This is a genomic window from Anaerococcus degeneri, assembly GCF_017874475.1.
Taxonomy (GTDB): domain Bacteria; phylum Bacillota; class Clostridia; order Tissierellales; family Peptoniphilaceae; genus Anaerococcus; species Anaerococcus degeneri.
Genome location: NZ_JAGGLO010000005.1, coordinates 18,139 through 45,128, shown reverse-complemented (window position 1 = coordinate 45,128; position 26,990 = coordinate 18,139). Strand labels below are relative to the sequence as shown.

The window sequence follows — 26,990 nt, the reverse complement described above, 5'->3', positions numbered from 1 at the left end:
ATTTGATGAAAGGAATAGAAATACGATGATTACAATAAATGAAAGAAAAATTGAAGTTTATGAAAATGCAGGAGCGTATATGAGACTCCTTAAGACAGTAGGGACAAAAGCGGTAGTTGCAATTAGTCCTGTACTTCATGCCAAGGATACAGGTAGGTTATTAAAGGCATTAAATACTATTGATGAAATCTGTTCAAAGGCTGATAGTAATATGTTTTCTGACTATCCTAATCTTGGAAATAAATATGTTGATGTGTTTTACGGCAATTTAGCTAGTGAGACAAGAAATGATATTGATGAAAAAATAAAGGCTATGGCAAAGGAGAGAGCAGATGAGCTGTTTAAGAGAAAGTGATATTGAAAAATGCTTAGTTCGTAAGATTAAAGAAAAAGGTGGTTTTGCAATAAAGTTTGTAAGTCCTAGTCTATCTGGTATTCCAGATCGTTTACTTCTTCTCCCGGAAGGGAAGTTTGCTTTTGTAGAACTTAAGGCAAAAGGTAAAAAACCAAGACCTCTTCAGCTAAAAAGAATGGCTGATTTTAGGAAGTTAGGTTTTAAATGTTTTGTGATTGATGATAAAGAGCAAATCGGAGGTGTTATTGATGAAATACTCTCCTCATGATTATCAAAGGTATGCAACGAACTTTATCATAAATAGTCCAATATCAGCAGTTCTATTGGAAATGGGTCTTGGAAAAAGTGTCATAAGCCTTAGTGCAATAAATGAACTTATGCTTGATTACTTTGATGTATCAAGGACTCTTGTTATCGCACCATTAAGAGTTGCGATTTCTACATGGCCAGAGGAGATTAAAAAATGGGAACATCTAAAATATCTTAGCTATTCTGTAGTAACAGGAAGTGAAAAAGAAAGGCTTGATGCATTAAAGAAACCCGCACACATTTACATTATTAACCGTGAAAATGTAGATTGGCTTATTACAAAAAGTGGCTTTAAGTGGTTTTTTGATATGGTGGTAATTGATGAACTATCATCTTTCAAAAGTTATCAGGCAAAAAGGTTCAAATCACTTCTTAAAGCAAGACCAAAGGTAAAGAGAATCGTAGGACTTACAGGAACTCCATCAAGTAACGGTCTTATGGATTTGTGGGCAGAGTTTAGACTCCTAGATATGGGAGAAAGGCTTGGAAGATATATCACTCACTACAGACAAAACTTCTTTGTACCAGATAAAAGAAATCAGCAGATGATATTTTCATATAAACCTAAAGATGGAGCAGAGAAAATGATATATAGCCTTATATCAGATATTACGATTTCTATGAAATCAAAAGACTTTCTGAAAATGCCAGAATGCATTATGAATGAGGTGGTGGTTTCATTATCGGAAAAGGAACAAAAATTATATGATTCCTTAAAAAAGGATATGGTGCTATCCGTTGAAGATGAAGAAATCGATGCTATAAATGCTGCAGCCCTATCTAGTAAACTTCTTCAAATGGCAAACGGTGCTGTGTATAACGATAAAAAGGAAAGCATCGTAATTCATGATAGAAAACTCGATGCACTTGAAGATTTAATTGAAGGTGCTAATGGTAAACCTGTTCTTGTAGCATACTGGTTTAAACATGATCTAACTAGAATAAAAGAAAGGTTTGATGTTAGAGAGATTAAGACAGGTAAGGATATAACGGACTGGAATGAAGGGAAAATTCCTATTGCAGTCATTCATCCTGCAAGTGCTGGTCATGGACTTAACTTGCAATTAGGTGGATCAACACTTATATGGTTTTCACTTACTTGGAGTTTAGAACTTTATCAGCAAACCAATGCAAGGCTTTATAGACAAGGACAAAAAGACACAGTAGTTATTCATCACATTGTTTCTGAAGGTACTATTGACGAAGATGTGATGAAAGCACTAAAGGCAAAAGAGAAAATGCAAGATGCACTGATTGATTCAGTTAAAGCAAGATTAAAGTAACGAGGAAAAGAGGTTCTATGGAGAACTTACCTCAAGTTGGAGGTAAGAATGGAAATAAAAGAATATTTAAAGCAAGCATATCTGCTTGATAAAAGAATACAGCATTACCTAGAAGATATAAAAAGACTTAGGTTAATGGCAACAAGTGTATCCTCTCCAAGATATGATATAGACAGAGTTCAAACTAGCAAAAATACTGAAGCACCTTTTGTGAAAAGTTTAAATAAAATAATGGACTTAGAGGCAAAGATAAATGAGAAACTTATATTGTTTATCAGGCTTAAAGAGCAAATTCTTGACATGATTTCAAAACTTGAAAGTGTGGATGAACAACTGCTACTTACCTATCGTTATTTAAACAATATGACATGGGATGAAATAGCAAAGGAACTTCATGCTTCAAGAGCTACAGTTTTAAGGTGGCATGGGAATGCACTAGTTAAGTTAAAAATGCCTGAAAATCCTATAGATATAAAAAGTTGATACAAAATGAGACGCTTTGAGACACTTTGAGACTAAATAATACTGTTTGACTATCTTTTAATAGTTTTGCCTTTGTGGTATGATATACTTAGCAAAAATTATAAGAATACAAGCCTTGAGAGAGAAATCTTTCAGGGCTTTTCTTATGCCCAAAAGGAGGTGGAAGACTTGCCAAGAAAACCAAAGCGTCCATGTTCTTACTCTGGATGTCCTAACTTAACTGATGGCAGGTTTTGTGAAAAGCATCAAAGGGAAGAGAACCAACGCTACGAGAAGTACGACAGGAATCCTGCTGTACGCCGTAGGTACGGACGAGTGTGGAAAAGAGTAAGAGATGCTTATGTTAAAGAGCATCCATTTTGTGAGGAGTGCTTTAAGAAGAAAATTTTAGTTCCTGTAGAAGAAGTGCATCACATCAAACCTCTTTCTGAAGGTGGAAATCATAATAAAAGCAATTTGATATCTTTATGCAAATCGTGTCATGCGAGAATTCATGCCCAAAGAGGAGACCGTTGGAATAAAAAGTAAATGGGTAGGGGCGGTCATTATCTCTACGAACCTAGCCACCGTGGAACGGGCGTGGGGTCTCATGCACAAAAACACAGGTTCAAAGGGGGTATTAAAGAAAACTAAAAAATATGAATGGAAAGGAAGTGATGAATGTGGCCAAAGACGGAACATATAGAGGTGGGAGAAGAGTAAAAGCAGGAGATAAACCAAGACCGATAGCTGAAAAAATACAAAATGGAGAAAAGGTAAAACTGCTTGCAAATGATATACCGGATATGTACTATGCAGAACTTGATTCTGTAGATTTACCTGATGGTGTAGAACTTGATGGAATAGATATGCCAAAACCTGGTGAGTACCTATCTGCAAAACAAAAGGACGGTATTCCACTAGGCGCAGATGAAATATATAAAGAAACATGGCTGTGGCTAAAGGAGAGAAAATGCGAAAAGTTAGTAAATAAAAGATTGCTTGAGTCATATTCACAGGCCTTTGCCAGATATATTCAATGCGAGGATGCTATTAGTAGATATGGAATGCTTGGAAAGCATCCAACAACAGGTGGAGTAATTGCTTCGCCATTTATTCAGATGTCATCACAGTTTCAAAAAACAGCAAATCTTATTTGGTATGAGATATACGACATCGTCAAACAGAACTGTACAGAAATTTATGAAGAAGATAGCGATGACCTTATGGAGCAGCTATTAAGAAGAAGGAGATAAGAAAAATGATAGAAAAAGTAAATCCAAAACACCCAGATAAAATTGCAGATAGAATAGCAGGTGCTATAGTTGATATCGCATATAAAAATTGTGATAATCCTAAAGTTGCCGTAGAAGTCTTAATCGGTCATGGTGTGTGCCATGTGATTATAGAAAGCACGGTGAATTTTAAGTATAAGGAAATTAAAGAGGCAATAGCTCGTATTGCTGGAAAGGTTAAAAAAGATATTGTCATTGCAAGACAAGATAAACACCTATCTAAAAACCAAGAAGAAACTATCCGATGTGGTGATAATGGTATCTTTAAAGGTATGCCATTAACAGATGAAGATAAGGCTTTAAGTAAAATTGCAAGAGAAATCTATGGAACTTATCCCTATGATGGAAAATATATCCTTGATGATAAGAAGCTAATCATCTGCCAAAGCCATGCGAATAATGAAGAATTAAAAGGTAAATATCAGTCTGCTATTATTAATCCTCTAGGCTTTTGGACTGGTGGAACTGATGTAGATACAGGAGCAACAAACCGTAAACTTGGATCGGACATGGCTGATTCAGTTACAGGCGGCGGTCTTCATGGTAAAGACTTATCCAAAGCAGATATATCAGTAAATATCTACGCTTTTCTTAAAGCACAGGTGGAACAAAGACCGATTGAACTTAGCTGTGCCATTGGTGATGAAGTAGTTGATGGTAAGCCGTATAGCGAAATCGTGAATATCGCAAGAAAGTATATAGACTCTATTGGTGGATTTGAAAAGTTCGCTGAATGGGGTCTTTTTTAATGGGGTGAGCTTATGAAAACAAAAATGGAAATGGTGGAAATTAGTAAACTAGTCCCTTATGTGAATAATGCAAGAACTCACTCCCCAGAGCAGATTATGAAACTTAGATCCTCTTTACGAGAATTTGGTTTTATCAATCCGGTCATCATCGATTCAAAGTTTAATATCATCGCAGGTCACGGAAGAGTTATGGCAGCTAAGGAAGAAAAGATGGAAGAAGTGCCATGTGTACTTGTAGACTATCTATCTGAGGCACAGAAGAAAGCATATATCATAGCTGACAACAAAATGGCACTGGATGCTGGCTGGGATGAGGAACTACTCCGAATTGAGATTGAAGAATTAGAAGGAATGGATTTTGATTTAGCTCTAACGGGCTTTGATGGAGCAGAACTTGATGAGTTATTTGGAAATTCTGAAAAGGAAACGGTGGAAGATGATAAATTTGACTTGACATCAGCACTTGAAAAAGCTGCCTTTGTAGAAAAAGGCGATATCTGGAATGTTGGCAAACACAGTCTGATGTGTGGTGATGCAACAAGTAAGGAAGATGTAGATACTTTGATGGGTGGTAAAAAAGCCAATCTCATTATTACCGATCCCCCTTATGGGGTCTCATTTAAAAGTGCCAGTGGACTTACGATAAAAAACGATTCGATGAAAGAGGAAGAGTTTTATAATTTCCTTCTTCTATCCTTTCAAAATATGGCAGAGCATTTGGAAAGTGGTGGAGCAGCCTATATATTTCACGCTGATACGGAAGGACTTAATTTTAGAAAAGCCTTTATTGATGCAGGATTTCATCTTGCAGGCTGTTGTATATGGGTAAAGAACTCACTTGTTCTTGGTAGAAGTGATTATCAGTGGCAACATGAACCTGTGCTTTATGGCTTTCTTAAAAATGGTAGGCATTCATGGTATTCCGATAGAAAACAAACAACTATTTGGAACTTTGATAAACCAAAGAGAAATGAAAATCATCCGACATCAAAGCCACTAGATTTACTTTCCTATCCGATTCAAAACTCAAGTCAAGAAAATGCCATCGTCATTGATACCTTTGGAGGTAGTGGTTCAACCTTAATTGCTTGTGAAAAGACAAATCGAATCTGTCATACGATGGAACTTGATGAAAAGTATGCATCAGTTATTTTAAGACGATATGTGGAAGATACCGGGGATAATGAAAATGTCTATGTGATTCGTGGTGGTAAGAAATTATCATATAAAGATTTAGTGAAAGAGGTGGAAACACATGGAGAAAAAACAAAATAAACCTCTAACACTTTGTTCTCTATTTGATGGTTCAGGAGGATTTTGTTTAGGAGCAAAACTTGTAGGTATAAAGCCTATTAGTTGTTCAGAAATTGAGCCTTTTCCAATTAGAGTAACAACTAGAAGAATGCCGGATGTAAAACATTTAGGAGATATATCTGGTATTAAAGGAAATGAAATAGAACCTGTGGACATTATCACTTTTGGCAGCCCATGCCAAGATATGTCTATAGCAGGTAAAAGAGCGGGGCTAAGTGGTTCTCGCTCTAATTTATTTTATGAGGCAATTAGAATTATTAAAGAAATGAGGGAGGAAACGCATGGAGAAAAACCAAGATATATCGTTTGGGAAAATGTGCCAGGTGCATTCTCCTCAAACAAAGGAGAGGACTTCTTTTCAGTCCTCAAAGAAATCTGTGGGATCAAAGGACATAAAATTGATGAGGCTAGACCTAAGAAATGGCAAAACGCAGGTCTTATCATGGCAGAAGATTTCTCACTCGCATGGAGGGTATTTGATGCTCAGTACTGGGGAGTTCCCCAAAGAAGAAGACGCATCTATCTTGTCTGCGATTTTAATGGAAGAAGTGCCGGAAAAATATTATTTGAGTCCGAGGGCATGCCTTGGCATCTTGAAAAGAGCAAAAGCCCGTGGCAAAGAACTGCCACAGGTTCTAAAGGTAGCATTAGAAGTTCAGTCACAAATCTATGCTTAAATGACCAAGGGGGTCAGAGGATGGATGTTCATAAAAATAAGAGTGGAACAATCACCGCAAGCGTAGGGAATCATCCACCATTGGTATTTGAAAATCATGGACAGGACTCTAGATTTAAAGGACCTCTTGCTGTGAGTAATACTATAGGAGCAAGCCTTGGAACTGGTGGAAACAACCAGCCTTTTGTAGTTGAGGATAGTACCAGAACCTTTGATGTCCGTATTACATCAGAAAACACCAAAAATCATAGAGCTAATGTTTATGAAACTGATGTGGCAAGAACCATTAACACGGGTCAAAACTCACCGGAAGCCAATCAAGGCGGACTTGCCATTGTCTACTGTGACAAAACAGCAGGTACACTTTGTGCGATGGATGGGCCAAAGGGTGTTCATAGTGAGATGGCAGGTCAAGGCAAACTCATCGTTGAAAAGGAAATCTATTCAACCAGCAAAAACTCCCATCATACTGAGGCGGTAGAAAATCTAGCTAATACTTTAGTTGCAAGTGACTATAAAGATCCACCTGTTGTAAATGACGTGGCGGGTCAAAGATATATTGTTAGAAGACTAACTCCAAAGGAATGCGGAAGACTTCAAGGTTTCCCAGATGGTTGGTGTGATGATTTAGAAACTATCAATCCCACAGAGGGAGAATTGATATTTTGGACTGAAGTCTTTGAAACCTATAGGAAAGTTGTGACGAAAGCTACTAAGCCTAGAAGTGAAAAACAGATAAGAAAGTGGCTTGCTAGTCCTCATACAGATTCAGCTGAATATAAGATGTGGGGAAATGGCGTGGCACTTCCTAATGTATGTTTTGTACTTGCAGGAATTAAGCACTTTTATTTTAAGTAATGCACAGATATAACTTGATAAATCTCTGATAGTACGGGAATATACACATACCAAAACTAAAGGAGGAAAAACAAGTGCAAGTAAAATTTAATGTTACAGGTAAAGAGAGAAAAGAGCTTGTCAAAGGGATTGAAAGAATCACAAATGAAAAATCCAAGTATTTAGGAATGCCAAGTACAGCTTATGAGGTTGGAATCTTTACAATTGATAAGACGGGAACGGTTTTATGTGAAGATGATTTCGCACTTGAAAGGTTAGTTCACAATCTTATCGGTGACGGCTTTGTACCTAAAGAAGAGATTAAAAGGGAGCCAGTGGCCACACAGGGGCTTACAGTGGCAATTCCAAGAGAGAAGGTGGATTTATCCAAGCTAGAGAAAATCTTTGAAAATAAGGGCGATTTAATCAAAAAGGCACTAGGAATTACAAGCCTTGAGATAGAGGAAGATGAAGAAAAAATAAGTTTTCCTTGGTTTGAAAATATCGATAACGAACATATAATGACATATACAAAATTTATTGCTGCACTTTGTAAGATGAGTATGGATGCCAAACGCATCAACGATTCTTCCAAAGAAGTAGTCAATGAAAAGTATGCCTTTAGATGTTTTCTTTTAAGACTAGGCTTTATCGGAGATGAATTTAAGAAAGATAGAAAAATACTTCTTGAAAAGCTTTCAGGATCATCAGCATTTAGAAATGGAGGTCATGAAGATGAGATTTCCAAATAAAGAGGTTGTTGAAGAATTAAGAAAAAAGTATCCAGTTGGAACTAGAGTAGAGCTTGTCTTTATGGAGGATATTCAGGCACCGCCTATTGGTACAGCAGGAACAGTAAGAGGTGTTGATGATATTGGCTCTATTATGGTTTCTTGGGATAACGGAAGTAGCCTAAGTGTAGCTTATGGTGAAGATTTCTGCAGGAGGGTTTCAGATGAACGATAAGATAAAGGAACAGATACTTGCTATTAGAAAAACAGGGATTACTAATATGTTTGATATAAGAGTAGTTCAAAGAATCGCTTATGAAATGGATTTTTATGAACTTGTAGATTTTCTTGAAACGGATAGAAAAGCCTATGTTGATTTCATTCTATACGGCAAATAAAACTACTATTATTATGAAAATAAAGCACATATTTCTTTAAAAATGACTTGATATATCCTTCAAATTACGGGAATATACACATACCAAAAACAAAGGAGAAACGCACATGACAAAGCAAGAAATTTTTAAGGAAGCGACAAAAAAACTAAATGATAAGAAAGCAGCATTTTATAAAAGAGAGCCTGAAAGAAAACTTTATGACGAAGGCAAGATTGGCTGGAACGAATACCTAAAAAGAGCCAAAGCAAGAGAAGAAAAAGAAAGAGAATTCTATAAAGGAAACGAAAACTTTGAACTCTACGATGCAGGTCTTATCACCTACGATGAATTCTTAGAATTGGAGGGGAAATAAGATGAGCAAAATGATAGATTTAGCTAACAAGTACAAGATACCAACACAGGCAACACCGGAAGATTTAGAAACTAGATGGGGTAGGGTCATAACCTTTGGAGATAGGGTGATTCTTGTAGGACACTACTATCACCCAGATGGTAATTGCTACTTTGCAGCAGTTCATGAATTTCTAGATGATGACCATTCATGTGAAGGTTTTATTGGACTAAGGGAAGTAAGCGAAGAACGATTCAAAGATGATGGTCACGCAATTGAGTGGGCATTAAAACAAAACTAACAATAAAAGATTTTCAGAGCCTAGGCTCTGTTTCTCGTAGTAGCAGCCAAAGGGCTGTATTTTTTATGTCTAAAAGGGGTGAGTTGATGGCAAAATACAAGACTACAAAATTTAAATTAAAAGATTCTATCTATAGCAGGGATCATGCAGATTATGCTGTAAATTTCATTGAATGCCTAAGCCACACCAAAGGCACCTGGGCTGGTAAGCCATTTAAGTTACTTCCTTGGCAAGAGCAAATCATAAGAGATTTATTTGGAGTGATTAAACCAAATGGATATAGGCAGTTTAATACAGCCTACATTGAAATCCCAAAGAAGATGGGAAAGAGTGAACTTGCAGCAGCTGTTGCCTTACTTCTTTGCTGTGGTGATAATGAAGAAAGAGCTGAGGTATATGGATGTGCTGCTGATAGACAGCAGGCAACTATAGTGTTTGATGTTGCAGCAGATATGGTAAGGATGTGTCCTGCACTTAACCGTAGAGTTAAGATACTGGCATCACAAAAAAGAATTATCTATAAGCCAACAAATTCTTTCTATCAAGTATTATCAGCGGAAGCCTACTCCAAGCATGGGTTTAACATTCATGGTGTAGTCTTTGATGAACTTCATACCCAGCCAAACAGAAAACTCTTTGATGTTATGACTAAAGGTTCAGGTGATGCTAGAACTCAGCCTTTATATTTTCTTATAACAACAGCAGGTACAGACACACATTCTATCTGCTATGAAACGCATCAAAAGGCTAAGGATATTTTAGAAGGAAGAAAAATAGATTCCACTTTTTATCCAGTGATTTATGGTGCTGATGAAGAAGATGACTGGACAGATCCAAAAGTATGGAAGAAAGCAAATCCATCTCTTGGGGTGACGGTTGGAATTGATAAAGTAAAGGCTGCCTGTGAATCAGCAAAGCAAAATCCGGGAGAAGAAAACTCCTTCAGACAATTAAGACTTAACCAATGGGTAAAACAAGCAATTAGATGGATGCCAATGGAAAAATGGGATGCTTGTTCCTTTGCAGTAGATGAAGATGAACTTGAAGGCAGAGTATGCTACGGAGGCCTTGACCTTTCATCTACAACGGATATTACAGCCTTTGTTTTAGTGTTTCCTCCAATAGATGAAGACGATAAAATTTGCATTATGCCTTTCTTTTGGCTACCTGAAGATACGCTGGGTTTAAGAGTAAAACGTGACCATGTACCTTATGATGTTTGGGAAAGACAAGGATACATTCAGACAACAGAAGGTAATGTTGTTCACTATGGATATATTGAAAAATTCATAGAAAAGCTAGGAGAAAGGTTCAACATTAGAGAAATTGCCTTCGATAGGTGGGGTGCTGTTCAGATGGTACAAAACCTAGAAAATATGGGCTTTACTGTAGTTCCTTTTGGACAAGGTTTTAAGGATATGAGTCCACCTACTAAGGAACTTATGAAATTAACACTGGAACAAAAGCTTGCTCACGGTGGAAATCCGGTTCTTAGATGGATGATGGATAATATTTTTATTAGAACCGATCCTGCTGGAAATATAAAAGCAGATAAGGAAAAGTCAACAGAAAAGATTGATGGAGCTATTGCTACTATCATGGGCCTTGATAGAGCAATTAGATGTGGAAATCAAAATACAGAAAGTGTATATGATGGCAGGGGTATTTTGTTCATTTAAAAAACAACATTAAAATACTTAATTCTTACATTTAAATCCCTATTTCTTACAAGTGGGTTGTACTCATATTCAACTTCGTTTAACCTATACAAACCAACTAAAACGGATTAAAGGAGGGAAATATAATGTTAGAAAAAGAGGTATTAGAACTTGTAGTTAAAAAAGTCATGGATAAGTTTGCAAGAGAAAATGATGGTTCAAAAGGATGGACAAAAGAAGATATTCAAAATGAGGTTCTTAACCTTGGAGGCACAATGACAGATGTTTACGAGGCCATGAAGATTGGACTAGATATTTGTCTTTTGAAAGAAACAGTAGAGCCGGTATATAGTTAAAAATTTATTATTAAGAGCATCTCTTAGGAGGTGTTTTTTTCATACAGAAAATTAGGAGGAAAGTAAATGGGAATACTAAGCGGTTTATTCAAGAGTAGAGATAAGCCTAGTAATAGAACAAATGGTAGTTCATATAGCTTTTTGATGGGTGGTTCATCATCTGGAAGAAGAGTAAACGAACGCTCAGCTATGCAGATGACTGCAGTATATAGCTGCGTAAGGATATTATCAGAGGCAGTAGCGAGTTTGCCACTTCATGTGTATGAAAGAATCGATACAGGAACAGAAAAAGCAATAAATCATCCTTTATATAAAGTTCTTCATGATGAACCAAATTCTGAAATGACAAGTTTTATTTTTAGAGAAACCATGATGACACATTTACTTCTTTGGGGTAATGCCTATGCTCAAATTATCAGAAATGGTAAGAGTGAAGTCTTAGGACTTTATCCGCTTATGCCAGACAGGATGAAGGTAGATAGAGATGATAAAGGTCAAATTTACTATGAATATTTTGTCAGTGATTCTGATGCAGGAACAGAAAAACAAGGAAGAGTGAAGTTAAATCAGTCAGATGTTCTTCATATTCCTGGACTTGGCTTTGATGGACTTGTTGGCTATTCACCAATTGCTATGGCTAAAAATGCCATAGGTATGGCAATCGCAACGGAAGAATATGGAGCTAAGTTCTTTGCTAATGGTGCAACTCCAAGTGGTATTTTGGAGTATCCGGGAACAGTAAAGGATCCTGAGGCTATGAGGGAAAGCTGGTCAAAAGGGTTCTCTGGTAGTAACAGTCATAAGATAGCGATTTTGGAAGAAGGAATGAAGTACACACCGATTTCAATATCTCCAAATGAAGCACAGTTTTTAGAAACAAGAAAATTTCAAATCAATGAGATAGCTCGAATCTTTAGAGTTCCACCACATATGGTAGGTGACCTTGAGAAGTCGAGCTTTTCTAATATTGAGCAGCAGTCGCTTGAGTTTGTGAAGTATACGCTTGATCCTTGGGTGGCAAGGTGGGAGCAGTCCATTGTAAGAAGGCTGTTTACTGAGGAGGAAAAGAAAAAGTACTATGTCAAATTCAATGTGGACGGACTCCTTCGTGGTGATTACCAATCAAGAATGAATGGCTATGCTATCGGCAGACAAAATGGATGGATGTCAGCGAACGATATTAGGGAATTAGAAAACCTAGACCGTATTCCAAGTGAAGATGGAGGTGACCTATATCTCATAAATGGAAATATGCTCCCGCTTAAAAGGGCAGGAGCATTTGCAGGTGAAGATGGAAAGGAGGAAGAACCGAATGAAGAAGTTTTGGAAGTGGAAGAATCAAGTAGTAAATCAAGGAGAAACAGAAACGACAGAACGCATCCTATTCCTTAATGGAACGATAGCTGAAGAATCGTGGTTTGACGATGATGTGACACCACAGCTTTTCAAAGAGGAGTTAAATCAGGGTAATGGAAACATTACTGTTTGGATTAACTCTCCAGGAGGTGACTGTATTGCAGCAGCCCAGATATATAACATGCTGATGGAATATAAAGGAGATGTCACAGTAAAGATTGATGGGATAGCAGCAAGTGCAGCATCGGTTATTGCAATGGCAGGCACAAAAGTGATGATGAGTCCGGTATCAATGCTTATGATCCATAATCCTATGACCATAGCTTTTGGAAATAAAGGAGAAATGGAAAAAGCAATCTCGATGCTAGATGAAGTAAAAGAGTCCATCATCAATGCTTATGAAATTAAGACAGGGTTGTCTAGAACGAAATTGTCACATTTAATGGATCAAGAAACTTGGATGGATGCTAATAAAGCTGTGGAGCTTGGATTTGCAGATGATATCTTAAAAAGAAGTGAAACTACAGACATAGAAGCACCACAAGTTTCCATGATGTATTCAAAGGCACAGGTTGTAAATTCACTGATGGAAAGAATAGCAGCTAAATGCAAAATAGAAAATAAAGAAACAGATAACACTCATGTAAAGGCGGATTCCTTAATGGAACGTCTTTTTTTAATGAAAAATTGGAGGTAGAAAATTATGAGTAAGATTTTAGAAATGATTGAAAAACGTAATAAGGCTTGGGAAGGTGCTAAGGCTTTTCTTGAAAGTAAGAGAGATAAAGACGGCCTTATTTCTGAAGAAGATGCTTTAAGCTATGATGAAATGGAAAAGAAAGTCCATAACTACAGTATGGAGATTGAGCGTCTTAAGAAGATTGAAGAGATGGATAAAGAATTATCTAGACCTACATCAAATGCAATTGTTACAAAGCCAATGAAAGTGGATGATAATCCGGAGAAAAAGGGAAGAGCATCCGATGAATACAGAAGGGATATGCTTAAGGCAATCAGAAGTAACTTTAAGCAGATTACAAACCTTTTGCAGGAAGGAGTGGACACTGATGGAGGATATCTTGTTCCGGAGGAATATGATAAGAGACTGATTGATGTATTAACGGAAAATAACATAATGAGAACCTTAGGAACTAAGATAACAACATCAGGTCTTCATAGAATTACAATAACAGCTACTAAGCCAGCCGCTCTTTGGGTTGAAGAAGGTGGTAAAATTCCATTTTCTGATTCTACTTTTGGTCAGATTACAATTGATGCATTTAAGCTTGCTGTTGGTGTTAAGGTTACAAATGAACTTCTTTATGACAGCATGTTCCCGCTTGAAAGCTATATTATCGAGCAATTTGGTAAGGCAATCGGTAATGCCGAGGAAGATGCATTTCTAAACGGAGACGGTAAGAAAAAGCCTCTTGGAATTTTCCATAAAGATGGTGGTGCAATCAGTGATGTAACAACAGCAGGAGTAGCTATTTCATCTGATGATATTATCAGTCTTGTGTATGCACTTGGAAGACCATATCGTCAAAAGGCTAAATTTATTATGAATGACCAGACCATTGCCATCATTAGAAAACTTAAAGATGGTAATGGAAACTATATGTGGCAGCCTTCCATTAAAGAAGGAGAGCCGGATAGACTGCTTGGTTATCCTATTTTTACATCAGCGTATGCACCTCTTGTAGAAGCGGGAAAACCTGCCATTGCATTCGGTGATTTTTCTTATTACAACATTGCAGACAGAGGAACAAGGTCTATGCAGGAACTTACGGAGCTTTATGCTGAAACAGATACAACAGGCTTTATTGCAAAGGAAAGAGTGGATGGAAAACTGATTCTTCCTGAGGCGGTTCATCTTTTAACTATTAAAGCAAAATAAAGGAGGGGGGTGCTAGTTATGGTTGTAAGTCTTGAAGAAATGAAAAACTATCTGAGGGTGGATACAAGTGAAGATGATAATCTGATTAGCACCCTTATAAAGTCTTCTGAAAAAATGTGTCTTTCTATAGCAAGAAAAGAGGAAGAAGAAATCATTTGTGAGAACTTTGAAGAATACAAGGTGGCAGTGCTATATGCTGCCGCCTATCTTTATGAACATAGGGAAGAGGCAGACCATCATGAGCTAACGATTACACTTAGATCCATGTTATTTGGAGTAAGAAAGGCGGAATTTTAATGAAAGTTTCACTATTAAATGAACGCATTACTATAGAAAAAAGCAAAATTGAAGTGGATAAAATAGGAAACCATAAAAATGTGTGGAGTAAATACTACTCTTGCCATGCAACTATCAGCAGTGAAAGTCCAAAGGAAGAAACAAGTAGTGGTGCTATATGGGATGAAAGCAAGATTGACTTTACCATTCGCTACAGTAAGGAAGTATCGGTCTTATCTTCCACCTGCTATAGAGTTATTTTTCATAATGATATTTATGAAATTGAAGGAATTGACCACATGAATTATAGGAAGAAAAGTCTAAAACTTCATTGTAAGAGGTGTGAGAGATGAGCAAGGTGAAAATTGATAGCCTTTCATCTGAAGTGATGAAGGAACTTGAAAAATATGCTGATGTTACAACGGAAAATGTGAAGAAGGCAGTTCAAAAAGCCGGAAAGACAGTGCGTGATGAAATCAGTGCGAATGCTCCAAGTGATACAGGAAAATATGGGAAAAGCTGGACTGTGAAAACTGTGAGAGAAACATCTAGCAGTTTAGAGCTTGTAGTTCATTCAAAAAACAAATATCAGCTTACCCACCTTCTCGAATTTGGTCATGCAAAGCGTGGTGGAGGAAGAGTATCTGCTAGACCACATATTGCAGCAGCTGAAGAAAAGGCTGTAAAGGTATTTGAAGAAGAGATAAAGGAGGCTATTTCCAATGGATAGGTTACTTGAAATTATAAAGCATATAGGACTTCCAAATGCTTATCATCACTTTGCTGAAGGGGAATCGCCAGAGCCGCCTTTTCTTATTTACATCTTGCCAGCGAGCGATAACTTTTCAGCAGACGGAAGAGTGTATTTTAAAGCAAATGAAGTTCATATTGAAATCTATACGGATTACAAAAGTCCGAAAACAGAAAAGAAAGTAGAAGCTGTGCTCGATGAGCATGGCATTTTTTATAACAAAACAGAGATCTTTATAGAGTCGGAAAAACTCTATGAAATCTTATATATTTTTGAAATGGAGGAAGAAAATCATGGGAAATAAAGTGAAATATAACCTTAAAAATGTTCATGCAGCAAAACTTAAAAAATCAAGCGAAGGGACATTTTCTTATGAAAATCCTAAAGCAATCCCAGGGGCGGTAAGTATCAGCCTTGAAGCTGAAGGAGAATCCAGTCCTTTTTATGCAGATGGTATTGTGTATTTTAGATCTACTGCCAACAATGGATATAGCGGTGACCTTGAGATTGCACTGATACCTGAATGGTTTAGAACGGAAATCCTAAAAGAAGAACTGGATAAAAACGGAGTACTTGTAGAAAAGGCAAATGTATCAGAAACAGAAAAGTTTGCACTCTTATTTGAATTTGACGGTGATATCAATGCAATTAGGCACGTCCTATATAATTGCTCCGCATCTCGTCCGTCCATTGAATCTGAAACAAAGGAAGATACTATAGAGCCTGGAACAGAAACACTATCACTTACAGCAGATCCAAGAGAGGATGGACTTGTAAAATCAAGAACTGGAGATACTACATCGGCTGATACCTATGCTAACTGGTATAAGAACGTTTATATTCCACAGGCTAATTCTGAAACACCAAAGCCATCGGGAAAATAAGGAGGGGAAATATGCTTGAGAAAACAGTAAAAGTAGGAGAGGTTGATGTAAAGTTTCGTTCATCTGCTACAATCCCTAGACTGTATAGAATTAAATTTAAAAGAGATATTTTCAAAGACCTCTCAAAGCTGGAGAAAACATTCAAGGCCAATGAAGGGTCTTTTGAAATTGATGACCTTGAGATATTTGAAAATGTAGCCTACATCATGGCTTACCATGCAGATAGAAGTATTCCAGGAAACATTGATGATTGGCTTGACCAGTTTGAAATGTTTTCTATTTATGAGGTTCTTCCTGAAATACTTGAACTTTGGGGAGCAAATATTCAGACAGAAGTTAAGTCTAAAAAAAACTTCCAAAAAGTAGTAGGGAAATGACAACAGCTCTATTTCTACTAAGATGCGTGGAAATAGGGATAAGCATTTCAGAACTTGATTTACTTACAATTGGTATGGTACTAGATATTTGGACTGAAAAATCAAATGACGGAGTGAAATATAGCAAGGTGGCAGGTCAAGCTGAGTTTGATAAATTTTGATTTATATAGTATAATTCATAAAAAGTAGAAGGGTAGCGTAATGAGCATATATTTAAAAAATCATCCTAAGAACAAACTTAACTCTGTACAAATGAAACCGATGAAACATTGTACAGAGTATAGCAAATAAATTACATTTAAGATTTCATCGGGAAATACAAAAAATTAGGTCATTTAGTTGGCTTTGTTTTTGTGCGCATTTCTCGATATATAAATAAAATGTAAAAGGCTATGGGCAATGTTTTGTCTGTAGCCTTTTGTTTTATAAATTATTAAGCAAAAGGCAGATACTATTTTGTATTTATGCCTTTTTTGTTGCATAAATACAGAAAATAAAATATTGAGAAGTGGAGAAATTTTAAATGAACGAAAGCAGAATAAAAATTTTGAAAGAAGAAAATATTGATAAGGCACTTTTTAAGTTAGGTATACCTATGGTTATCAGTTTGTTGGTAGCTGCCTTATACAATGTTGTGGACACCTATTTTGTGTCCGGACTTGGAAAAGAGGCAGTAGCTGCCGTTTCTGTTGCCTTTCCGATTCAACTTATTTTTTTAGGGATAGGATTAACATTTGGTGCCGGAGCAGGCTCTTATATATCAAGGCTACTTGGAGGAAATGATAAAAAAGAAGCAAGTATTGTAGCGACAGTTGCTCTACTAACAAGTGCAATTTTAGGGATAGTTACAGCTATTGCATTGTTTTGCTATTTAGATGGCGTTTTGAAATTTATGGGAGCCATACCATCTATTATTGAAATTTCCAAGTCGTATACAGGAATATTCATAGTAGGCGGTATTTTGGGAACGGTAAATGTAACACTTGGAAATTTAGCCGTTGCACAAGGAGCTGCTAAAATTTCCTTAAAGGCTATGATTGTAGGCTCTATATCAAATATGATTTTAGATCCGATATTTATATTCGGACTTAATTTAGGAGTGAGAGGTGCAGCGATTGCGACACTCATAGCCAGAGTTATAACCAGTCTAATGTATCTCATTTACTTTGTAGGAGATAAAAATTTAATTGAGATAAAGTTACCTAACTTTAAACCTACAGTTGCAATTTACAAGGATATATTAAAGATAGGTATATCCATGTTAATACTTCAAATTCTACAAACAATATCCATCAGCAAAATATCTTATGCAGCGTCCTTTTATGGAGAAGAAGCAATAGCTGCAATGGGTATTGTTCTTAGAATTGTAACATTAGGAACAAATGTTGTATTTGGATATATGAAAGGATTACAACCATTAGCTGGATTTAATTATGGAGCTAAGAATTATGAAAGAGTGAGAGAAGCTATAAAGGCAAGTGTTAAATGGACAAATGTATTTTGTGTAGTGTGGACTGTGATAGTTTATATATTTGCCCCAAGTATATTATCTATATTTGGGACTGATGAAAATGTATTAAATATAGCAGTGCCGGCATTACGAGCAGCTGTAATTATGTTTATAACATTTGGATTTCAGTTTACTTACTCTACCTTGTATTTGTCTACAGGAAAGGCATTAGGGGGAGTATTTCTAAATTCATTGCGACAAGGAATTGTGTTTATCCCTATCATTTTATTGTTGCCTAAACTTATGGGATTAAATGGTGTTATATATGCTCAAACAATTTCAGATTTAATAACAACAATCATCACAATTCCTTTTGCTATTAGTGTGAATAAGAGTTTAAAAAATTTTATAATCTAAAATCATAAAATATTTAAAATAAGGCATCTACAAAAGGTAGGTGTCTTTTTTATACCTATTTTTAGGAAAGGAGGGGTTAAGGTGGCCAATAGAATAAAAGGTATTACTGTTGAGATTGGTGGAGATACTACTGGTCTTGATAAAGCCTTAAAAGGTGTAAACTCTACAATTAAATCAACGCAGTCACAACTTCGTGATGTGAACAGGCTATTAAAACTTGATCCTTCCAATGCAAAGTTGCTTGCTCAAAAACAGCAGTTACTTCAAAAGGAAATCTCTGAAACTAGTGAAAAGTTGAATGCCTTAAAAGAGGCAGATAAGCAGGCAAAAGTACAGCTTGAAAATGGAGAGCTTGGACAAGATAAGTATGATGCCCTTCAAAGAGAAATCATCGAAACAGAAAATAATCTAAAGTCCCTTCAGGAAGAAGCAAAGAAAGTACCATCTGCATTATCTGTTTCTATGAAAGAGGCAGGGGATAAGATTAAGGAAGTTGGAGATAAGACTACTGAAGTTGGCAAAGGTCTATCCACACATATAACAGCACCTATCGTAGCGATGGGTGCTGCTTCTTTAAAGGCATTTAATGATGTTGATGCTGGTATGGATATAATTGTCCAAAAAACAGGTGCGTCAGGTAAAGCCTTAAATGAAATGCAAGATAGCATGAAAAATCTTGCGACTTCAATTCCTACAGACTTTGAAACAGCAGGTGCTGCTATTGGTGAGGTGAATACTAGATTTGGTCTTACTGGTAAAAAGCTAGAAGAACTTTCTGGTAAATTTATAAAATTTGCTCAGCTTAATAATACAGATGTATCTACTGCTATTGATAATACGCAGAAGGTCATATCTGCCTTTGGTCTTAAAGCAAGTGATGCAGGAGCCTTACTTGATACCATGAATGCGGTTGGTCAAAGAACCGGTATCAGTATGGATACTCTTGCGAGGAGCATGGTGACCAATTCTGCAGCACTTCAGCAACTTGGTTTTTCTGCAAGTGATGCAGCAAACTTCCTCGGAAATGTTGAAATGTCTGGAGCTGATACATCACAGGTTATGACAGGACTTACAAAGGCACTTGCTAATGCTACAGCAAATGGAAAGCCTATGAAAGAGGCACTAAAAGAAATCCAAGACAGCATGGTGAATGCTAGTAGTGAAACGGAAGGACTACAAGCGGCTTATGAACTCTTTGGTAAAAGAGCAGGTGGTGCAATTTATCAAGCTTGTAAAAACGGCTCCTTATCATTTGAAGAATTAGGTACATCCTTAAAAGATAATATTGGAAATGTAGATAGCACATTTAATGAAACCTTAGATCCAATCGATAAGTTTCAGACCTCTCTTAATAGCTTAAAGATAGTAGGTGCTGATGTCGGCAACTCTCTTATGAGCGTTCTTGCACCGATGCTTACCAAATTTTCTGAGATGATGAAATCATTAAACGAAAAGTGGAATAGTCTATCTCCTGGTATGCAAGATGCCATTGTAAAAATTGCTCTTATTGCAGCAACAGTTGGACCTGTTTTAGTTGTCATCGGAAAAGTCATCACAGCAGTTGGAACTATTACATCTGCACTTGGCGGACTCATTGGACTACTTGGAGGAACAGCCACCGCAACTACAGCAGTGGGCGTTGCAGGAGGTGCAAGTGCAGCAGGAACAGCAGCCGCAGGTACTGCCGCAGGTGGAGCAGCAGTGGGCTTTGGTGCTCTTAATGTTTCGCTACTTCCAATTATAGGAATTATTGCAGCTATCATAGCAGCGGTAGTGGCCATCATTGCCATTATTAAAAACTGGGGCGCTATTACAGAATGGTTCAAAGGCTTATGGGAAACAGTATCTACTGCAATCATGAGTATTTGGCAGAATATATCAAACTTTTTTAAAGGAATATGGGAAGGTCTAGTTAGTATCTTCACTACAGTTTGGGAAACCATAAAAAATATACTTACTGTAGCACTGATGTTTATTGTGGAGCTTATTAAAGGCTACTTTGAACTTATCACACTTCCCTTTAGATTTATTTGGGAAAACTGTAAAGAAACTGTTATGGCTGCATGGGAGTCAATAAAGACTGTTGTAATGACGGTCTTAAATACGATTAGTTCCTTTATTTCTACTGTCATGAATGCCATAAAAACAGTCATTACAACTGTATGGAATGCAATTAGTACTACGATTTCTACTGTACTTGATGCTATAAAAACTGTGATTACTACAATCTTTAATGCAGTAAAAACGGTTGTGACAAATGTATGGAACGGAATCAAAAGTGTAATTGGATCTGTGGTGGACGGTATAAAGTCAAAGGTATCATCGGTATTTAATGCTGTATCAAGTACAGTAAGCTCTATATTTAATGGAATCAAAAATACAGCCGTTTCCATTTGGAATGGTATAAAGAGTGCCATTGTTACACCAATCGAAGGGGCAAAGAATAAGGTGAAAAATGTGGTAGATGCGATTAAAGGTTTCTTTGCTGGTATCAGCTTAAAATTACCACATATCAAACTGCCACATTTTAGTATTCGAGGGCATTTCTCTTTAGCACCACCATCTGTACCACATCTATCTATTGATTGGTATAAAAAGGCGATGAATAAACCAATGCTCTTAAATGGAGCAACTATCTTTGGAAGTAAAGGTGGACATCTTCTTGGAGGCGGAGAGGCAGGACCGGAAGTAATCATGGGACTTGATACTCTTCAGAACATGACAGCTGGAGCAAATGGAGAACTTCTTAGTGTAATGACAAGAGTTCTTGCCATTATGGATAGATACTTCCCACAGTTTGCAGAAACAAGCATCGTTCTTGATTCTGGAGAGCTTGTTGGAGAAATTGCACCACAGATGGATATGGCACTAGGGAAATTACAAAATAGAAAGGCAAGGGGATGGTAAGAATGTACGGAATGAAAATAGGAGAGTTTCATAGTTATAAAGACTTTGGACTTGTGCCGACAAGTAAGCCGGTTGTTAACTTACCATCACCAAAGCTAGAGTATCTTGATATACCGGGAAGACATGGTGAGATTGATATAACGGAAAGTCTTGCAGGTGAAGTGCTCTATGAGATGAGAACAGGCTCCTTTGAGTTTATTGTTTCAGATATGGAAAAGTGGCAGGAGGTCTATAGAAAACTTCTAAGCACAGTTCATGGTAAAAAGACAAAGCTAGTACTTGATACAGAAAAAGACTATGTATATTTAGGAAGAATATGGGTGAGTGAATTTAAGTCAGATAAAAATTATTCTCTGATTACTTTAGATTATAAGCTTGAGCCATATAAGTATAGGCTAGAAGATTTGAAAAATGGTGAGTTTACTCATAAAGTTAATGGGATTGTTATTACAAGTAGTAAAACTATAACATTACCCTATGATTCAGATATGACCATAGTTCCTGAATTTCATAATAAAACAGAAAATGTTCTAAGCTTAAATTTTCAAGGAAAGAATTTTACTTTGCCTAAAGGCATGAGCAGGTTTCCCGAAGTTAGAGGAAGAAAGAACTTAGTGCTTACCTTCACAGGTAGTAGCACACTAGATATTTCATATAAGAGGGGGTGGCTATAAGTGTATAAAATTGTGATGGATGGGAATACCATCTATTATCCTGGCGATGAGAAGGCAGTTTTAATTAGTTCTACACTGAATTTGGAACTAAATACTGCTGGAACTCTTAGCTTTATATGTCCGCCTGAAAATCCATACTATGAAAAAATCTACAACAGAAAATCCATTGTCAGCGTATACCGAGATGAAAGAGAAATCTTTATAGGAGAAGTAAGAGAACAGACAAAAGACCTACGAGGAAATAAGAAAGTCCAGTGCGTAGGTCTTTTATCATATCTAGCTGATAGCATCCAGCCTCAGAGGGAATACCACGACCAAACGCCATACCAGCTACTATCAAAGTTCCTAGAGATTCATAATGAAAAAGTGGATGAAAGAAAAAGAATAAAGCTTGGAAGAGTGACCATTACCGATCCAAATGACTCTTTATATCGCTACACCAATTATGAAACCACACTAGAAGTAATTATGACAAAGATGGTAGAAAAACTTGGTGGATATTTGAAACTAAGAAGAGAAGGTAGTCATTTAATTCTTGATTATTTAAGGCTTGAAGAAATGGGAAAAGACACAGGTCAGAACATAGAGTTTGGACTTAACCTTCTTGATTATACAGAAGACTTATCTGCAGAAGATGTGTCAACAGCCATCATTCCACTTGGTAAGGAAATAGAAGGTGATGTGAATGCTGTTCTAAAACAATATACAGATATTACATCGGTAAATGATGGTAAGAACTATCTTGTTTCTAAAGAGGCACTAGCAGAATTTGGCTGGGTTTGTAAGGTGGTACGATGGGATGATGTGACCGTGCCTGCAAATCTTATACGAAAAGGAACAGAGTGGCTTAAGGATAATCAGTTTGAAATGGTAGAACTTAATCTTTCAGCTGTTGACTTGTCTGAGTTTGGAATCTTTACAGAAACCATTGAATGCGGGGATAGGGTAAGGTGCAGAGCCTATCCATTTGGAATGGATAGAATCTTTCCCGTTATGAAACAGACCATACCACTGCAAAAGCCTGGTGAAATTAAGGTGGTGCTTGGAAGTAATCAGAGTAAAGGCTATATCCAAAGTTCTCAAGATGCAGTAAGGCAGATAAAAGAAGAAGGCCTTGTTACAAGAAAAATTGATAATGAGAGAGTCCAAAGTGCCATTGATAACCTTAAGGCTCAGATGAATACAGGTACCGGTGGATATAAGCTAACAGAATATGATTCCTCTGGTAGATGGCTTAGAGACTTATATATGGATACACCAGATAAGGACACAGCTACAAAGGTTCTTCAGATAAATATGAACGGTATTGGTGGAAGTCGTAATGGATATAAGGGTCCATATGCTGTTGGTATGACACTTGATGGAATGATCTATGGCGAAAGAATTATGAGCCATTCTATTGATGCTGAAAAACTATCAGTTTCCTATACCTCTCAAGTGGAAAGGCAGATTCTTGATTCAAAGAAAGAGGCCATATCTGATACAGACAAGAAGTTAAAAAACTATTATACCATCAGTGAAGTGAATACCAGACTTTCTGCTACGGATAAAAAGATTGAGGCAAGTGTAGAAACAATTAATCAAAAGCTTGAGCAGAAGAATGGTAATTACTACGGCACCTATGTTCCTAATTATTCAAGAGCACCAACCAATAGCTGGAATAGTGATAGATTAAGGCTTACCCATGTTGGTGATTTTTTCTATGATACAACAACGGGATATGCTTATAGATATATTATGAAAAAGCAAGGACTAGAGCTTAAATTCAATGCAAGCTCTAGGACAGAAAGTGAACGATATGACTGGGTGGAAATCTTCTATGAGCTTGATGGCAAGACATATGCACTTCCAAGATGTGGTGGAACAAGTATAGCGGGTCAAACGGTATTTATTCCATCAGATAAGTTTTGGCTTTACTGGAGAAGTGATGGTTCTGGTCATGATTATTATGGTTTTAAGATTGATTCTATAAAGAAAGCGAGTTCATCACAGGAAGTGATAGGCAGTGAATCAAAACTACCAACCGATGCAGGTGATGCGGTCTTACTTTCAGGTTCGTCTTATCCAGAGTCAGAACATTCCCCATACAAAGACGGAACTAGAAAACTATGGAAATACTCATCAACTGAGAGCATCAGTTCTTCTCTATCTTTTGACTGGATAAGAGTTGTGGACAAGGATATAAGTGCAGCTAAGGAAAAGGCAGAAACAGCAATATCAAAAATATCTGTTGTGGAAGGCTCTATCTCATCAATGGTGAAAAAAGGTGAGTTTGGTACTTTTATGAGACAAAACTATAACAGTTTTTTACTTGGTTTTAATGGTGCTAGTAGATATGTACAGATTACTGCAGGAGAGATTGGGCTATATAACGGTTCGATTGATAGCAGTAATAAAAGAGCAGTCTTTGATGAAAATGGAAATCACTTCTATCGTGATGGGAAATACATCGGAAAGATTGGTACAAATGTATGGAGTGGTAACAGCTCCCATAAAGGCCTAGTTTTTGACCTTGATAGCGAAGGAAAATATATGGCATTTTCTCAAGAAGAATCTGCTAATGCTGGAAGTTACACTACAATGCTTTGTTTTTCAAGATCAAACAGTATTTATAGCCAGTATGGTATTCATCTTGGATGTAACCTATATGCACATGGATTTAAGATTGTAGATCCACAGTGGGAAACAGGATTTGGAGTGAATGCCACAATTAACTTTGTACAGATACTTGGTATGAATTCAGATGGTACTGTATCTAGATGGGGTTCAAGCGGACGTATGGTTTTTAAAGATGGTGTATTAATGGATTTAAATTATTATGGTTAGGAGGATGTAAAATGGCAGAACTAATTATTAACACAAATGAAGTAGTCATCAATGAAGGGACACTTAAAAAAGATGTAGTAAAAAAGCAAGAAGCTAAGGATGATAAAAATACCTTGCTTCTTGAAGAAATCAATCACAAATTGGACTTACTACTTAAAGACAAGGAGGAATCTCATGGAGAAGCCAACCATTAATTATGCCCTTGCCTACCAGAAGTTTCGAGGGGAGTTAAGTTCTAGTATCGCAAACTTACAACAAAAAATACCCATTCCAACTTATATGGTTGAGGGGATATTATCTGGCATACTTGTTGATGTAAGATCTGCAGTAATCACAGAAAATTCTCTTGAAGTGGAGGCTTTTAGAGAAAGCATTGATAAATATTATGAAGATAGAGAAAAAGAACTTAATGATGAAATCTTAAAACTAAAGGCAAAAGATGAAGAAAAAGCATAGGAGGATAATCCAATGCATAGAGGAACAACACCAACAAACATATTTAGGACAGATGTGGATTTAACTAATGCATCTGTCCTTTTTATTACCTATAAGCAAAATGGCAAGGTCGTATTAGAGAAGAGTATTGATGAAGTAAAAATACAAAAGAATATTGTATCTGTTCATCTATCTCAAAAGGACACGCTACTTTTTACAGAAGGAATTGTGACAATCCAAATAAGAGCAAAGTTTTCTGATGGAAGTGCAATAGCATCCGCTTTAATACGAACCAGCACATATGAAATTTTAAAGGATGGTGAAATTTAATGTCAGAAATTACGACAAGCTTTAAAAGAGATGCACCGATGGATGCATCATTTGAAACAATTATTAGAGTATCAGACACACCAGCTTCTGATTATAACAACTTAATCAATCAGCCAAAAATAAATGAAGTGAAGCTGATTGGCAATAGAAGCCTAGAAGAACTAGGGTTAAACACAATATCAAATATTGAACTGGAAGAATTACTTAAATAACAGGAGGAAGAAAAATGCAGGCAAAATATTTAGATAACAATGGACTTTTATATGTTTGGAAGAAACTAAAGGACACCTTTGTCAAAAAGGGTGAAATTGATGAGGTGAAAAATTCAATTCCAAAGAATGTGACAGAGCTTTTGGATGCTGAAAACTATGCGCTGAAATCTGCTATTCCAACCAAGGTAGAGAGCCTTACAGATGCAGGTGATTATGCTAAGAAATCAGAAATCCCTCATAGCGTTGAAGGGATGGAAGGTATAGATGCATATGCTAAAGTAACGGCGATTCCGAAAAAAGTAGCACAGCTTGATGATTATGCAGACTATGTGAAAAAGACAGAACTTACTGAAGAAGTGAAAGGGCTTATTGGTAATGTGAAATCTATCGAATTTTCTGTGGTAGAGGAACTTCCAACTAGCGGTGATAAGGCAATTATCTATCTTGTTTCTAATAATAAGGGAGATAACGATGCTTATGATGAATTCATCTGGGTGAATGAGAAGTTTGAAAAGATTGGTACTACATCAGTCGATCTTAGTGGTTACCTAAAGGCTACAGATATTACAAGCATCACCAATGAAGAGATAGACACACTTTTTGTCTAGGTGATGCTTATGGCTAAGAAGTTTTTAACTAAAGAAGGTTTAGACAGGTTCTTTGCCAAGCTAAAAGGAAAATTTGCACCAATTGATAGCCCTGCCTTTAAAGGAAATCCGACAGTAGAAACACCAGACTATGAACCAAATTCTAAAGGAAAAGAAGTAATTAACAGAGAGTATTTTGCAAGAGCAAACCGCTCTATATTTGAGGAGTTTGAACTGAAGATAACACCGGTTGTTCTAATTTTCTCTATAAAGCCGAATGAGTGGAAATTAGAAGATGGGATCTACTACTATGACAAAATAAAGGAGCACCTTCAACTACAAGAGATAGAAGATCATATCAGTATTGCATCTTTTATTAAGATTGATGATGAAAAAGGGAGTGATGTCATCCGTGAGTTGGGGCTTGTTTTTAGGTTGGAAATTGATGAAAAAATGCGAATTCGTTTTTATGGCGATAAGCCTGAAATGGAAATACCCGTTATTGTCACGGCAATTAGGGCAGTTGATTTAAGTATGATATTAGGAGGAATGTAGT

At 36.7% G+C, this 26,990-nt stretch carries 36 protein-coding genes; all 36 read left to right on the top strand.

Annotated elements, in window-relative coordinates; translation table 11 throughout:
* The first annotated feature begins 25 nt into the window (after window positions 1-25).
* The 36 genes from J2Z38_RS06350 to J2Z38_RS06175 all read left to right on the top strand — a co-directional run bounded on the left by J2Z38_RS06350 (window position 26) and on the right by J2Z38_RS06175 (window position 26,989).
* Window positions 26-355, top strand: coding sequence for a hypothetical protein (locus J2Z38_RS06350; RefSeq protein WP_019116093.1), 330 nt, complete (start codon window positions 26-28; stop codon window positions 353-355).
* Window positions 333-623, top strand: a complete 291-nt coding sequence (locus tag J2Z38_RS06345; protein WP_019116092.1) for a VRR-NUC domain-containing protein — start codon at window positions 333-335, stop codon at window positions 621-623. The genes J2Z38_RS06350 and J2Z38_RS06345 overlap by 23 nt, the downstream gene beginning before the upstream one ends.
* Window positions 604-1,947, top strand: coding sequence for an SNF2-related protein (locus J2Z38_RS06340; RefSeq protein ID WP_019116091.1), 1,344 nt, complete (start codon window positions 604-606; stop codon window positions 1,945-1,947). Before J2Z38_RS06345 ends, J2Z38_RS06340 begins: the two co-directional genes overlap by 20 nt.
* Before the next feature lie 48 nt (window positions 1,948-1,995).
* Window positions 1,996-2,430, top strand: a complete 435-nt coding sequence (locus J2Z38_RS06335) for a DUF1492 domain-containing protein (RefSeq protein ID WP_001933558.1) — start codon at window positions 1,996-1,998, stop codon at window positions 2,428-2,430.
* A 159-nt stretch (window positions 2,431-2,589) separates the two neighbouring features.
* Window positions 2,590-2,958, top strand: a complete 369-nt coding sequence (locus J2Z38_RS06330; RefSeq protein ID WP_026064998.1) for an HNH endonuclease — start codon at window positions 2,590-2,592, stop codon at window positions 2,956-2,958.
* Window positions 2,959-3,068: 110 nt separating this feature from the next.
* A complete protein-coding gene (locus tag J2Z38_RS06325; protein WP_019116088.1) occupies window positions 3,069-3,665 on the top strand; it encodes a P27 family phage terminase small subunit in 597 nt (198 codons plus the stop codon).
* Between the two features lie 5 nt (window positions 3,666-3,670).
* Complete coding sequence (locus J2Z38_RS06320) at window positions 3,671-4,453, top strand: S-adenosylmethionine synthetase N-terminal domain-containing protein (protein WP_019116087.1); 783 nt, start codon at window positions 3,671-3,673, stop codon at window positions 4,451-4,453.
* Between the two features lie 12 nt (window positions 4,454-4,465).
* Window positions 4,466-5,728 carry a site-specific DNA-methyltransferase gene (locus J2Z38_RS06315; protein ID WP_209773878.1) on the top strand — a complete coding sequence of 421 codons (1,263 nt, stop codon included), beginning with the start codon at window positions 4,466-4,468 and terminating at the stop codon, window positions 5,726-5,728.
* Window positions 5,709-7,301: a DNA cytosine methyltransferase gene (locus J2Z38_RS06310; protein WP_019116085.1), complete on the top strand. Its 1,593-nt coding sequence runs from the start codon at window positions 5,709-5,711 to the stop codon at window positions 7,299-7,301. Before J2Z38_RS06315 ends, J2Z38_RS06310 begins: the two co-directional genes overlap by 20 nt.
* A gap of 74 nt (window positions 7,302-7,375) precedes the next feature.
* On the top strand, window positions 7,376-8,032 hold the full coding sequence (locus tag J2Z38_RS06305; protein ID WP_209773866.1) for a virulence protein: 657 nt from the start codon (window positions 7,376-7,378) through the stop codon (window positions 8,030-8,032).
* Window positions 8,016-8,246 (top strand): DUF4314 domain-containing protein, encoded by a 231-nt coding sequence (locus tag J2Z38_RS06300; protein WP_019116083.1) that lies wholly within the window; start codon window positions 8,016-8,018, stop codon window positions 8,244-8,246. Before J2Z38_RS06305 ends, J2Z38_RS06300 begins: the two co-directional genes overlap by 17 nt.
* Window positions 8,236-8,409 (top strand): DUF5049 domain-containing protein, encoded by a 174-nt coding sequence (locus J2Z38_RS06295; RefSeq protein WP_019116082.1) that lies wholly within the window; start codon window positions 8,236-8,238, stop codon window positions 8,407-8,409. The genes J2Z38_RS06300 and J2Z38_RS06295 overlap by 11 nt, the downstream gene beginning before the upstream one ends.
* Window positions 8,410-8,515: 106 nt before the next feature.
* On the top strand, window positions 8,516-8,761 hold the full coding sequence (locus tag J2Z38_RS06290) for a hypothetical protein (protein ID WP_019116081.1): 246 nt from the start codon (window positions 8,516-8,518) through the stop codon (window positions 8,759-8,761).
* A 1-nt stretch (window position 8,762) separates the two neighbouring features.
* On the top strand, window positions 8,763-9,041 hold the full coding sequence (locus J2Z38_RS06285; RefSeq protein WP_019116080.1) for an Nmad4 family putative nucleotide modification protein: 279 nt from the start codon (window positions 8,763-8,765) through the stop codon (window positions 9,039-9,041).
* Between the two features lie 86 nt (window positions 9,042-9,127).
* Window positions 9,128-10,720, top strand: a complete 1,593-nt coding sequence (locus J2Z38_RS06280; protein ID WP_209773864.1) for a terminase large subunit — start codon at window positions 9,128-9,130, stop codon at window positions 10,718-10,720.
* Window positions 10,721-10,845: 125 nt separating this feature from the next.
* The gene (locus J2Z38_RS06275) at window positions 10,846-11,055 is read left to right on the top strand and encodes a hypothetical protein (protein ID WP_019116078.1); all 210 of its coding nucleotides are present in this window, start codon (window positions 10,846-10,848) and stop codon (window positions 11,053-11,055) included.
* Window positions 11,056-11,121: 66 nt separating this feature from the next.
* Window positions 11,122-12,447, top strand: coding sequence for a phage portal protein (locus J2Z38_RS06270; protein ID WP_019116077.1), 1,326 nt, complete (start codon window positions 11,122-11,124; stop codon window positions 12,445-12,447).
* A complete protein-coding gene (locus J2Z38_RS06265) occupies window positions 12,368-13,108 on the top strand; it encodes a head maturation protease, ClpP-related (RefSeq protein WP_209773861.1) in 741 nt (246 codons plus the stop codon). The genes J2Z38_RS06270 and J2Z38_RS06265 overlap by 80 nt, the downstream gene beginning before the upstream one ends.
* Window positions 13,109-13,114: 6 nt before the next feature.
* On the top strand, window positions 13,115-14,308 hold the full coding sequence (locus tag J2Z38_RS06260; protein WP_019116075.1) for a phage major capsid protein: 1,194 nt from the start codon (window positions 13,115-13,117) through the stop codon (window positions 14,306-14,308).
* Between the two features lie 18 nt (window positions 14,309-14,326).
* On the top strand, window positions 14,327-14,605 hold the full coding sequence (locus J2Z38_RS06255; protein ID WP_019116074.1) for a head-tail connector protein: 279 nt from the start codon (window positions 14,327-14,329) through the stop codon (window positions 14,603-14,605).
* Window positions 14,605-14,937: a phage head closure protein gene (locus J2Z38_RS06250; RefSeq protein WP_001933586.1), complete on the top strand. Its 333-nt coding sequence runs from the start codon at window positions 14,605-14,607 to the stop codon at window positions 14,935-14,937. Before J2Z38_RS06255 ends, J2Z38_RS06250 begins: the two co-directional genes overlap by 1 nt.
* Window positions 14,934-15,314: an HK97-gp10 family putative phage morphogenesis protein gene (locus J2Z38_RS06245; protein WP_019116073.1), complete on the top strand. Its 381-nt coding sequence runs from the start codon at window positions 14,934-14,936 to the stop codon at window positions 15,312-15,314. The genes J2Z38_RS06250 and J2Z38_RS06245 overlap by 4 nt, the downstream gene beginning before the upstream one ends.
* Window positions 15,307-15,639: a hypothetical protein gene (locus tag J2Z38_RS06240; protein WP_019116072.1), complete on the top strand. Its 333-nt coding sequence runs from the start codon at window positions 15,307-15,309 to the stop codon at window positions 15,637-15,639. The genes J2Z38_RS06245 and J2Z38_RS06240 overlap by 8 nt, the downstream gene beginning before the upstream one ends.
* On the top strand, window positions 15,629-16,219 hold the full coding sequence (locus tag J2Z38_RS06235) for a major tail protein (protein WP_019116071.1): 591 nt from the start codon (window positions 15,629-15,631) through the stop codon (window positions 16,217-16,219). Before J2Z38_RS06240 ends, J2Z38_RS06235 begins: the two co-directional genes overlap by 11 nt.
* Window positions 16,220-16,230: 11 nt before the next feature.
* Window positions 16,231-16,596 (top strand): hypothetical protein, encoded by a 366-nt coding sequence (locus tag J2Z38_RS06230; RefSeq protein ID WP_019116070.1) that lies wholly within the window; start codon window positions 16,231-16,233, stop codon window positions 16,594-16,596.
* A complete protein-coding gene (locus J2Z38_RS06225; protein ID WP_019116069.1) occupies window positions 16,593-16,757 on the top strand; it encodes a hypothetical protein in 165 nt (54 codons plus the stop codon). Before J2Z38_RS06230 ends, J2Z38_RS06225 begins: the two co-directional genes overlap by 4 nt.
* A gap of 362 nt (window positions 16,758-17,119) precedes the next feature.
* Window positions 17,120-18,463: an MATE family efflux transporter gene (locus J2Z38_RS06220; RefSeq protein WP_019116068.1), complete on the top strand. Its 1,344-nt coding sequence runs from the start codon at window positions 17,120-17,122 to the stop codon at window positions 18,461-18,463.
* A 294-nt stretch (window positions 18,464-18,757) separates the two neighbouring features.
* Window positions 18,758-21,370, top strand: coding sequence for a phage tail tape measure protein (locus J2Z38_RS06215; RefSeq protein ID WP_233463498.1), 2,613 nt, complete (start codon window positions 18,758-18,760; stop codon window positions 21,368-21,370).
* 2 nt (window positions 21,371-21,372) lie between these two features.
* Complete coding sequence (locus tag J2Z38_RS06210; protein ID WP_019116066.1) at window positions 21,373-22,044, top strand: hypothetical protein; 672 nt, start codon at window positions 21,373-21,375, stop codon at window positions 22,042-22,044.
* Window positions 22,045-24,870 (top strand): phage tail spike protein, encoded by a 2,826-nt coding sequence (locus tag J2Z38_RS06205; protein ID WP_019116065.1) that lies wholly within the window; start codon window positions 22,045-22,047, stop codon window positions 24,868-24,870.
* Between the two features lie 11 nt (window positions 24,871-24,881).
* Window positions 24,882-25,064, top strand: a complete 183-nt coding sequence (locus J2Z38_RS06200) for a hypothetical protein (protein WP_019116064.1) — start codon at window positions 24,882-24,884, stop codon at window positions 25,062-25,064.
* Window positions 25,045-25,326: a hypothetical protein gene (locus tag J2Z38_RS06195; RefSeq protein WP_001933606.1), complete on the top strand. Its 282-nt coding sequence runs from the start codon at window positions 25,045-25,047 to the stop codon at window positions 25,324-25,326. The genes J2Z38_RS06200 and J2Z38_RS06195 overlap by 20 nt, the downstream gene beginning before the upstream one ends.
* 12 nt (window positions 25,327-25,338) lie before the next feature.
* Complete coding sequence (locus J2Z38_RS06190; protein ID WP_001933608.1) at window positions 25,339-25,635, top strand: hypothetical protein; 297 nt, start codon at window positions 25,339-25,341, stop codon at window positions 25,633-25,635.
* Window positions 25,635-25,847, top strand: coding sequence for a hypothetical protein (locus J2Z38_RS06185; RefSeq protein WP_019116063.1), 213 nt, complete (start codon window positions 25,635-25,637; stop codon window positions 25,845-25,847). The genes J2Z38_RS06190 and J2Z38_RS06185 overlap by 1 nt, the downstream gene beginning before the upstream one ends.
* Window positions 25,848-25,861: 14 nt before the next feature.
* A complete protein-coding gene (locus tag J2Z38_RS06180) occupies window positions 25,862-26,455 on the top strand; it encodes a hypothetical protein (RefSeq protein WP_001933611.1) in 594 nt (197 codons plus the stop codon).
* Between the two features lie 9 nt (window positions 26,456-26,464).
* Window positions 26,465-26,989 (top strand): hypothetical protein, encoded by a 525-nt coding sequence (locus tag J2Z38_RS06175; RefSeq protein WP_001933613.1) that lies wholly within the window; start codon window positions 26,465-26,467, stop codon window positions 26,987-26,989.
* The last annotated feature ends 1 nt before the right edge of the window (window position 26,990 follow it).

What these genes read in the sequence shown, in the direction of transcription:
- J2Z38_RS06350 (WP_019116093.1), top strand. Translation starts at nt 26, where the DNA reads ATGATTACAATAAATGAAAGAAAAATTGAAGTTTATGAAAATGCAGGA.
- J2Z38_RS06310 (WP_019116085.1), top strand. Translation starts at nt 5,709, where the DNA reads ATGGAGAAAAAACAAAATAAACCTCTAACACTTTGTTCTCTATTTGAT.
- J2Z38_RS06290 (WP_019116081.1), top strand. Translation starts at nt 8,516, where the DNA reads ATGACAAAGCAAGAAATTTTTAAGGAAGCGACAAAAAAACTAAATGAT.
- J2Z38_RS06200 (WP_019116064.1), top strand. Translation starts at nt 24,882, where the DNA reads ATGGCAGAACTAATTATTAACACAAATGAAGTAGTCATCAATGAAGGG.
- J2Z38_RS06345 (WP_019116092.1), top strand. Translation starts at nt 333, where the DNA reads ATGAGCTGTTTAAGAGAAAGTGATATTGAAAAATGCTTAGTTCGTAAG.
- J2Z38_RS06325 (WP_019116088.1), top strand. Translation starts at nt 3,069, where the DNA reads ATGAATGGAAAGGAAGTGATGAATGTGGCCAAAGACGGAACATATAGA.
- J2Z38_RS06275 (WP_019116078.1), top strand. Translation starts at nt 10,846, where the DNA reads ATGTTAGAAAAAGAGGTATTAGAACTTGTAGTTAAAAAAGTCATGGAT.
- J2Z38_RS06210 (WP_019116066.1), top strand. Translation starts at nt 21,373, where the DNA reads ATGTACGGAATGAAAATAGGAGAGTTTCATAGTTATAAAGACTTTGGA.
- J2Z38_RS06185 (WP_019116063.1), top strand. Translation starts at nt 25,635, where the DNA reads ATGTCAGAAATTACGACAAGCTTTAAAAGAGATGCACCGATGGATGCA.
- J2Z38_RS06195 (WP_001933606.1), top strand. Translation starts at nt 25,045, where the DNA reads ATGGAGAAGCCAACCATTAATTATGCCCTTGCCTACCAGAAGTTTCGA.
- J2Z38_RS06285 (WP_019116080.1), top strand. Translation starts at nt 8,763, where the DNA reads ATGAGCAAAATGATAGATTTAGCTAACAAGTACAAGATACCAACACAG.
- J2Z38_RS06270 (WP_019116077.1), top strand. Translation starts at nt 11,122, where the DNA reads ATGGGAATACTAAGCGGTTTATTCAAGAGTAGAGATAAGCCTAGTAAT.
- J2Z38_RS06180 (WP_001933611.1), top strand. Translation starts at nt 25,862, where the DNA reads ATGCAGGCAAAATATTTAGATAACAATGGACTTTTATATGTTTGGAAG.
- J2Z38_RS06335 (WP_001933558.1), top strand. Translation starts at nt 1,996, where the DNA reads ATGGAAATAAAAGAATATTTAAAGCAAGCATATCTGCTTGATAAAAGA.
- J2Z38_RS06300 (WP_019116083.1), top strand. Translation starts at nt 8,016, where the DNA reads ATGAGATTTCCAAATAAAGAGGTTGTTGAAGAATTAAGAAAAAAGTAT.
- J2Z38_RS06295 (WP_019116082.1), top strand. Translation starts at nt 8,236, where the DNA reads ATGAACGATAAGATAAAGGAACAGATACTTGCTATTAGAAAAACAGGG.
- J2Z38_RS06260 (WP_019116075.1), top strand. Translation starts at nt 13,115, where the DNA reads ATGAGTAAGATTTTAGAAATGATTGAAAAACGTAATAAGGCTTGGGAA.
- J2Z38_RS06235 (WP_019116071.1), top strand. Translation starts at nt 15,629, where the DNA reads ATGGGAAATAAAGTGAAATATAACCTTAAAAATGTTCATGCAGCAAAA.
- J2Z38_RS06220 (WP_019116068.1), top strand. Translation starts at nt 17,120, where the DNA reads ATGAACGAAAGCAGAATAAAAATTTTGAAAGAAGAAAATATTGATAAG.
- J2Z38_RS06225 (WP_019116069.1), top strand. Translation starts at nt 16,593, where the DNA reads ATGACAACAGCTCTATTTCTACTAAGATGCGTGGAAATAGGGATAAGC.
- J2Z38_RS06240 (WP_019116072.1), top strand. Translation starts at nt 15,307, where the DNA reads ATGGATAGGTTACTTGAAATTATAAAGCATATAGGACTTCCAAATGCT.
- J2Z38_RS06250 (WP_001933586.1), top strand. Translation starts at nt 14,605, where the DNA reads ATGAAAGTTTCACTATTAAATGAACGCATTACTATAGAAAAAAGCAAA.
- J2Z38_RS06265 (WP_209773861.1), top strand. Translation starts at nt 12,368, where the DNA reads ATGAAGAAGTTTTGGAAGTGGAAGAATCAAGTAGTAAATCAAGGAGAA.
- J2Z38_RS06280 (WP_209773864.1), top strand. Translation starts at nt 9,128, where the DNA reads ATGGCAAAATACAAGACTACAAAATTTAAATTAAAAGATTCTATCTAT.
- J2Z38_RS06315 (WP_209773878.1), top strand. Translation starts at nt 4,466, where the DNA reads ATGAAAACAAAAATGGAAATGGTGGAAATTAGTAAACTAGTCCCTTAT.
- J2Z38_RS06320 (WP_019116087.1), top strand. Translation starts at nt 3,671, where the DNA reads ATGATAGAAAAAGTAAATCCAAAACACCCAGATAAAATTGCAGATAGA.
- J2Z38_RS06230 (WP_019116070.1), top strand. Translation starts at nt 16,231, where the DNA reads ATGCTTGAGAAAACAGTAAAAGTAGGAGAGGTTGATGTAAAGTTTCGT.
- J2Z38_RS06175 (WP_001933613.1), top strand. Translation starts at nt 26,465, where the DNA reads ATGGCTAAGAAGTTTTTAACTAAAGAAGGTTTAGACAGGTTCTTTGCC.
- J2Z38_RS06340 (WP_019116091.1), top strand. Translation starts at nt 604, where the DNA reads ATGAAATACTCTCCTCATGATTATCAAAGGTATGCAACGAACTTTATC.
- J2Z38_RS06245 (WP_019116073.1), top strand. Translation starts at nt 14,934, where the DNA reads ATGAGCAAGGTGAAAATTGATAGCCTTTCATCTGAAGTGATGAAGGAA.
- J2Z38_RS06190 (WP_001933608.1), top strand. Translation starts at nt 25,339, where the DNA reads ATGCATAGAGGAACAACACCAACAAACATATTTAGGACAGATGTGGAT.
- J2Z38_RS06255 (WP_019116074.1), top strand. Translation starts at nt 14,327, where the DNA reads ATGGTTGTAAGTCTTGAAGAAATGAAAAACTATCTGAGGGTGGATACA.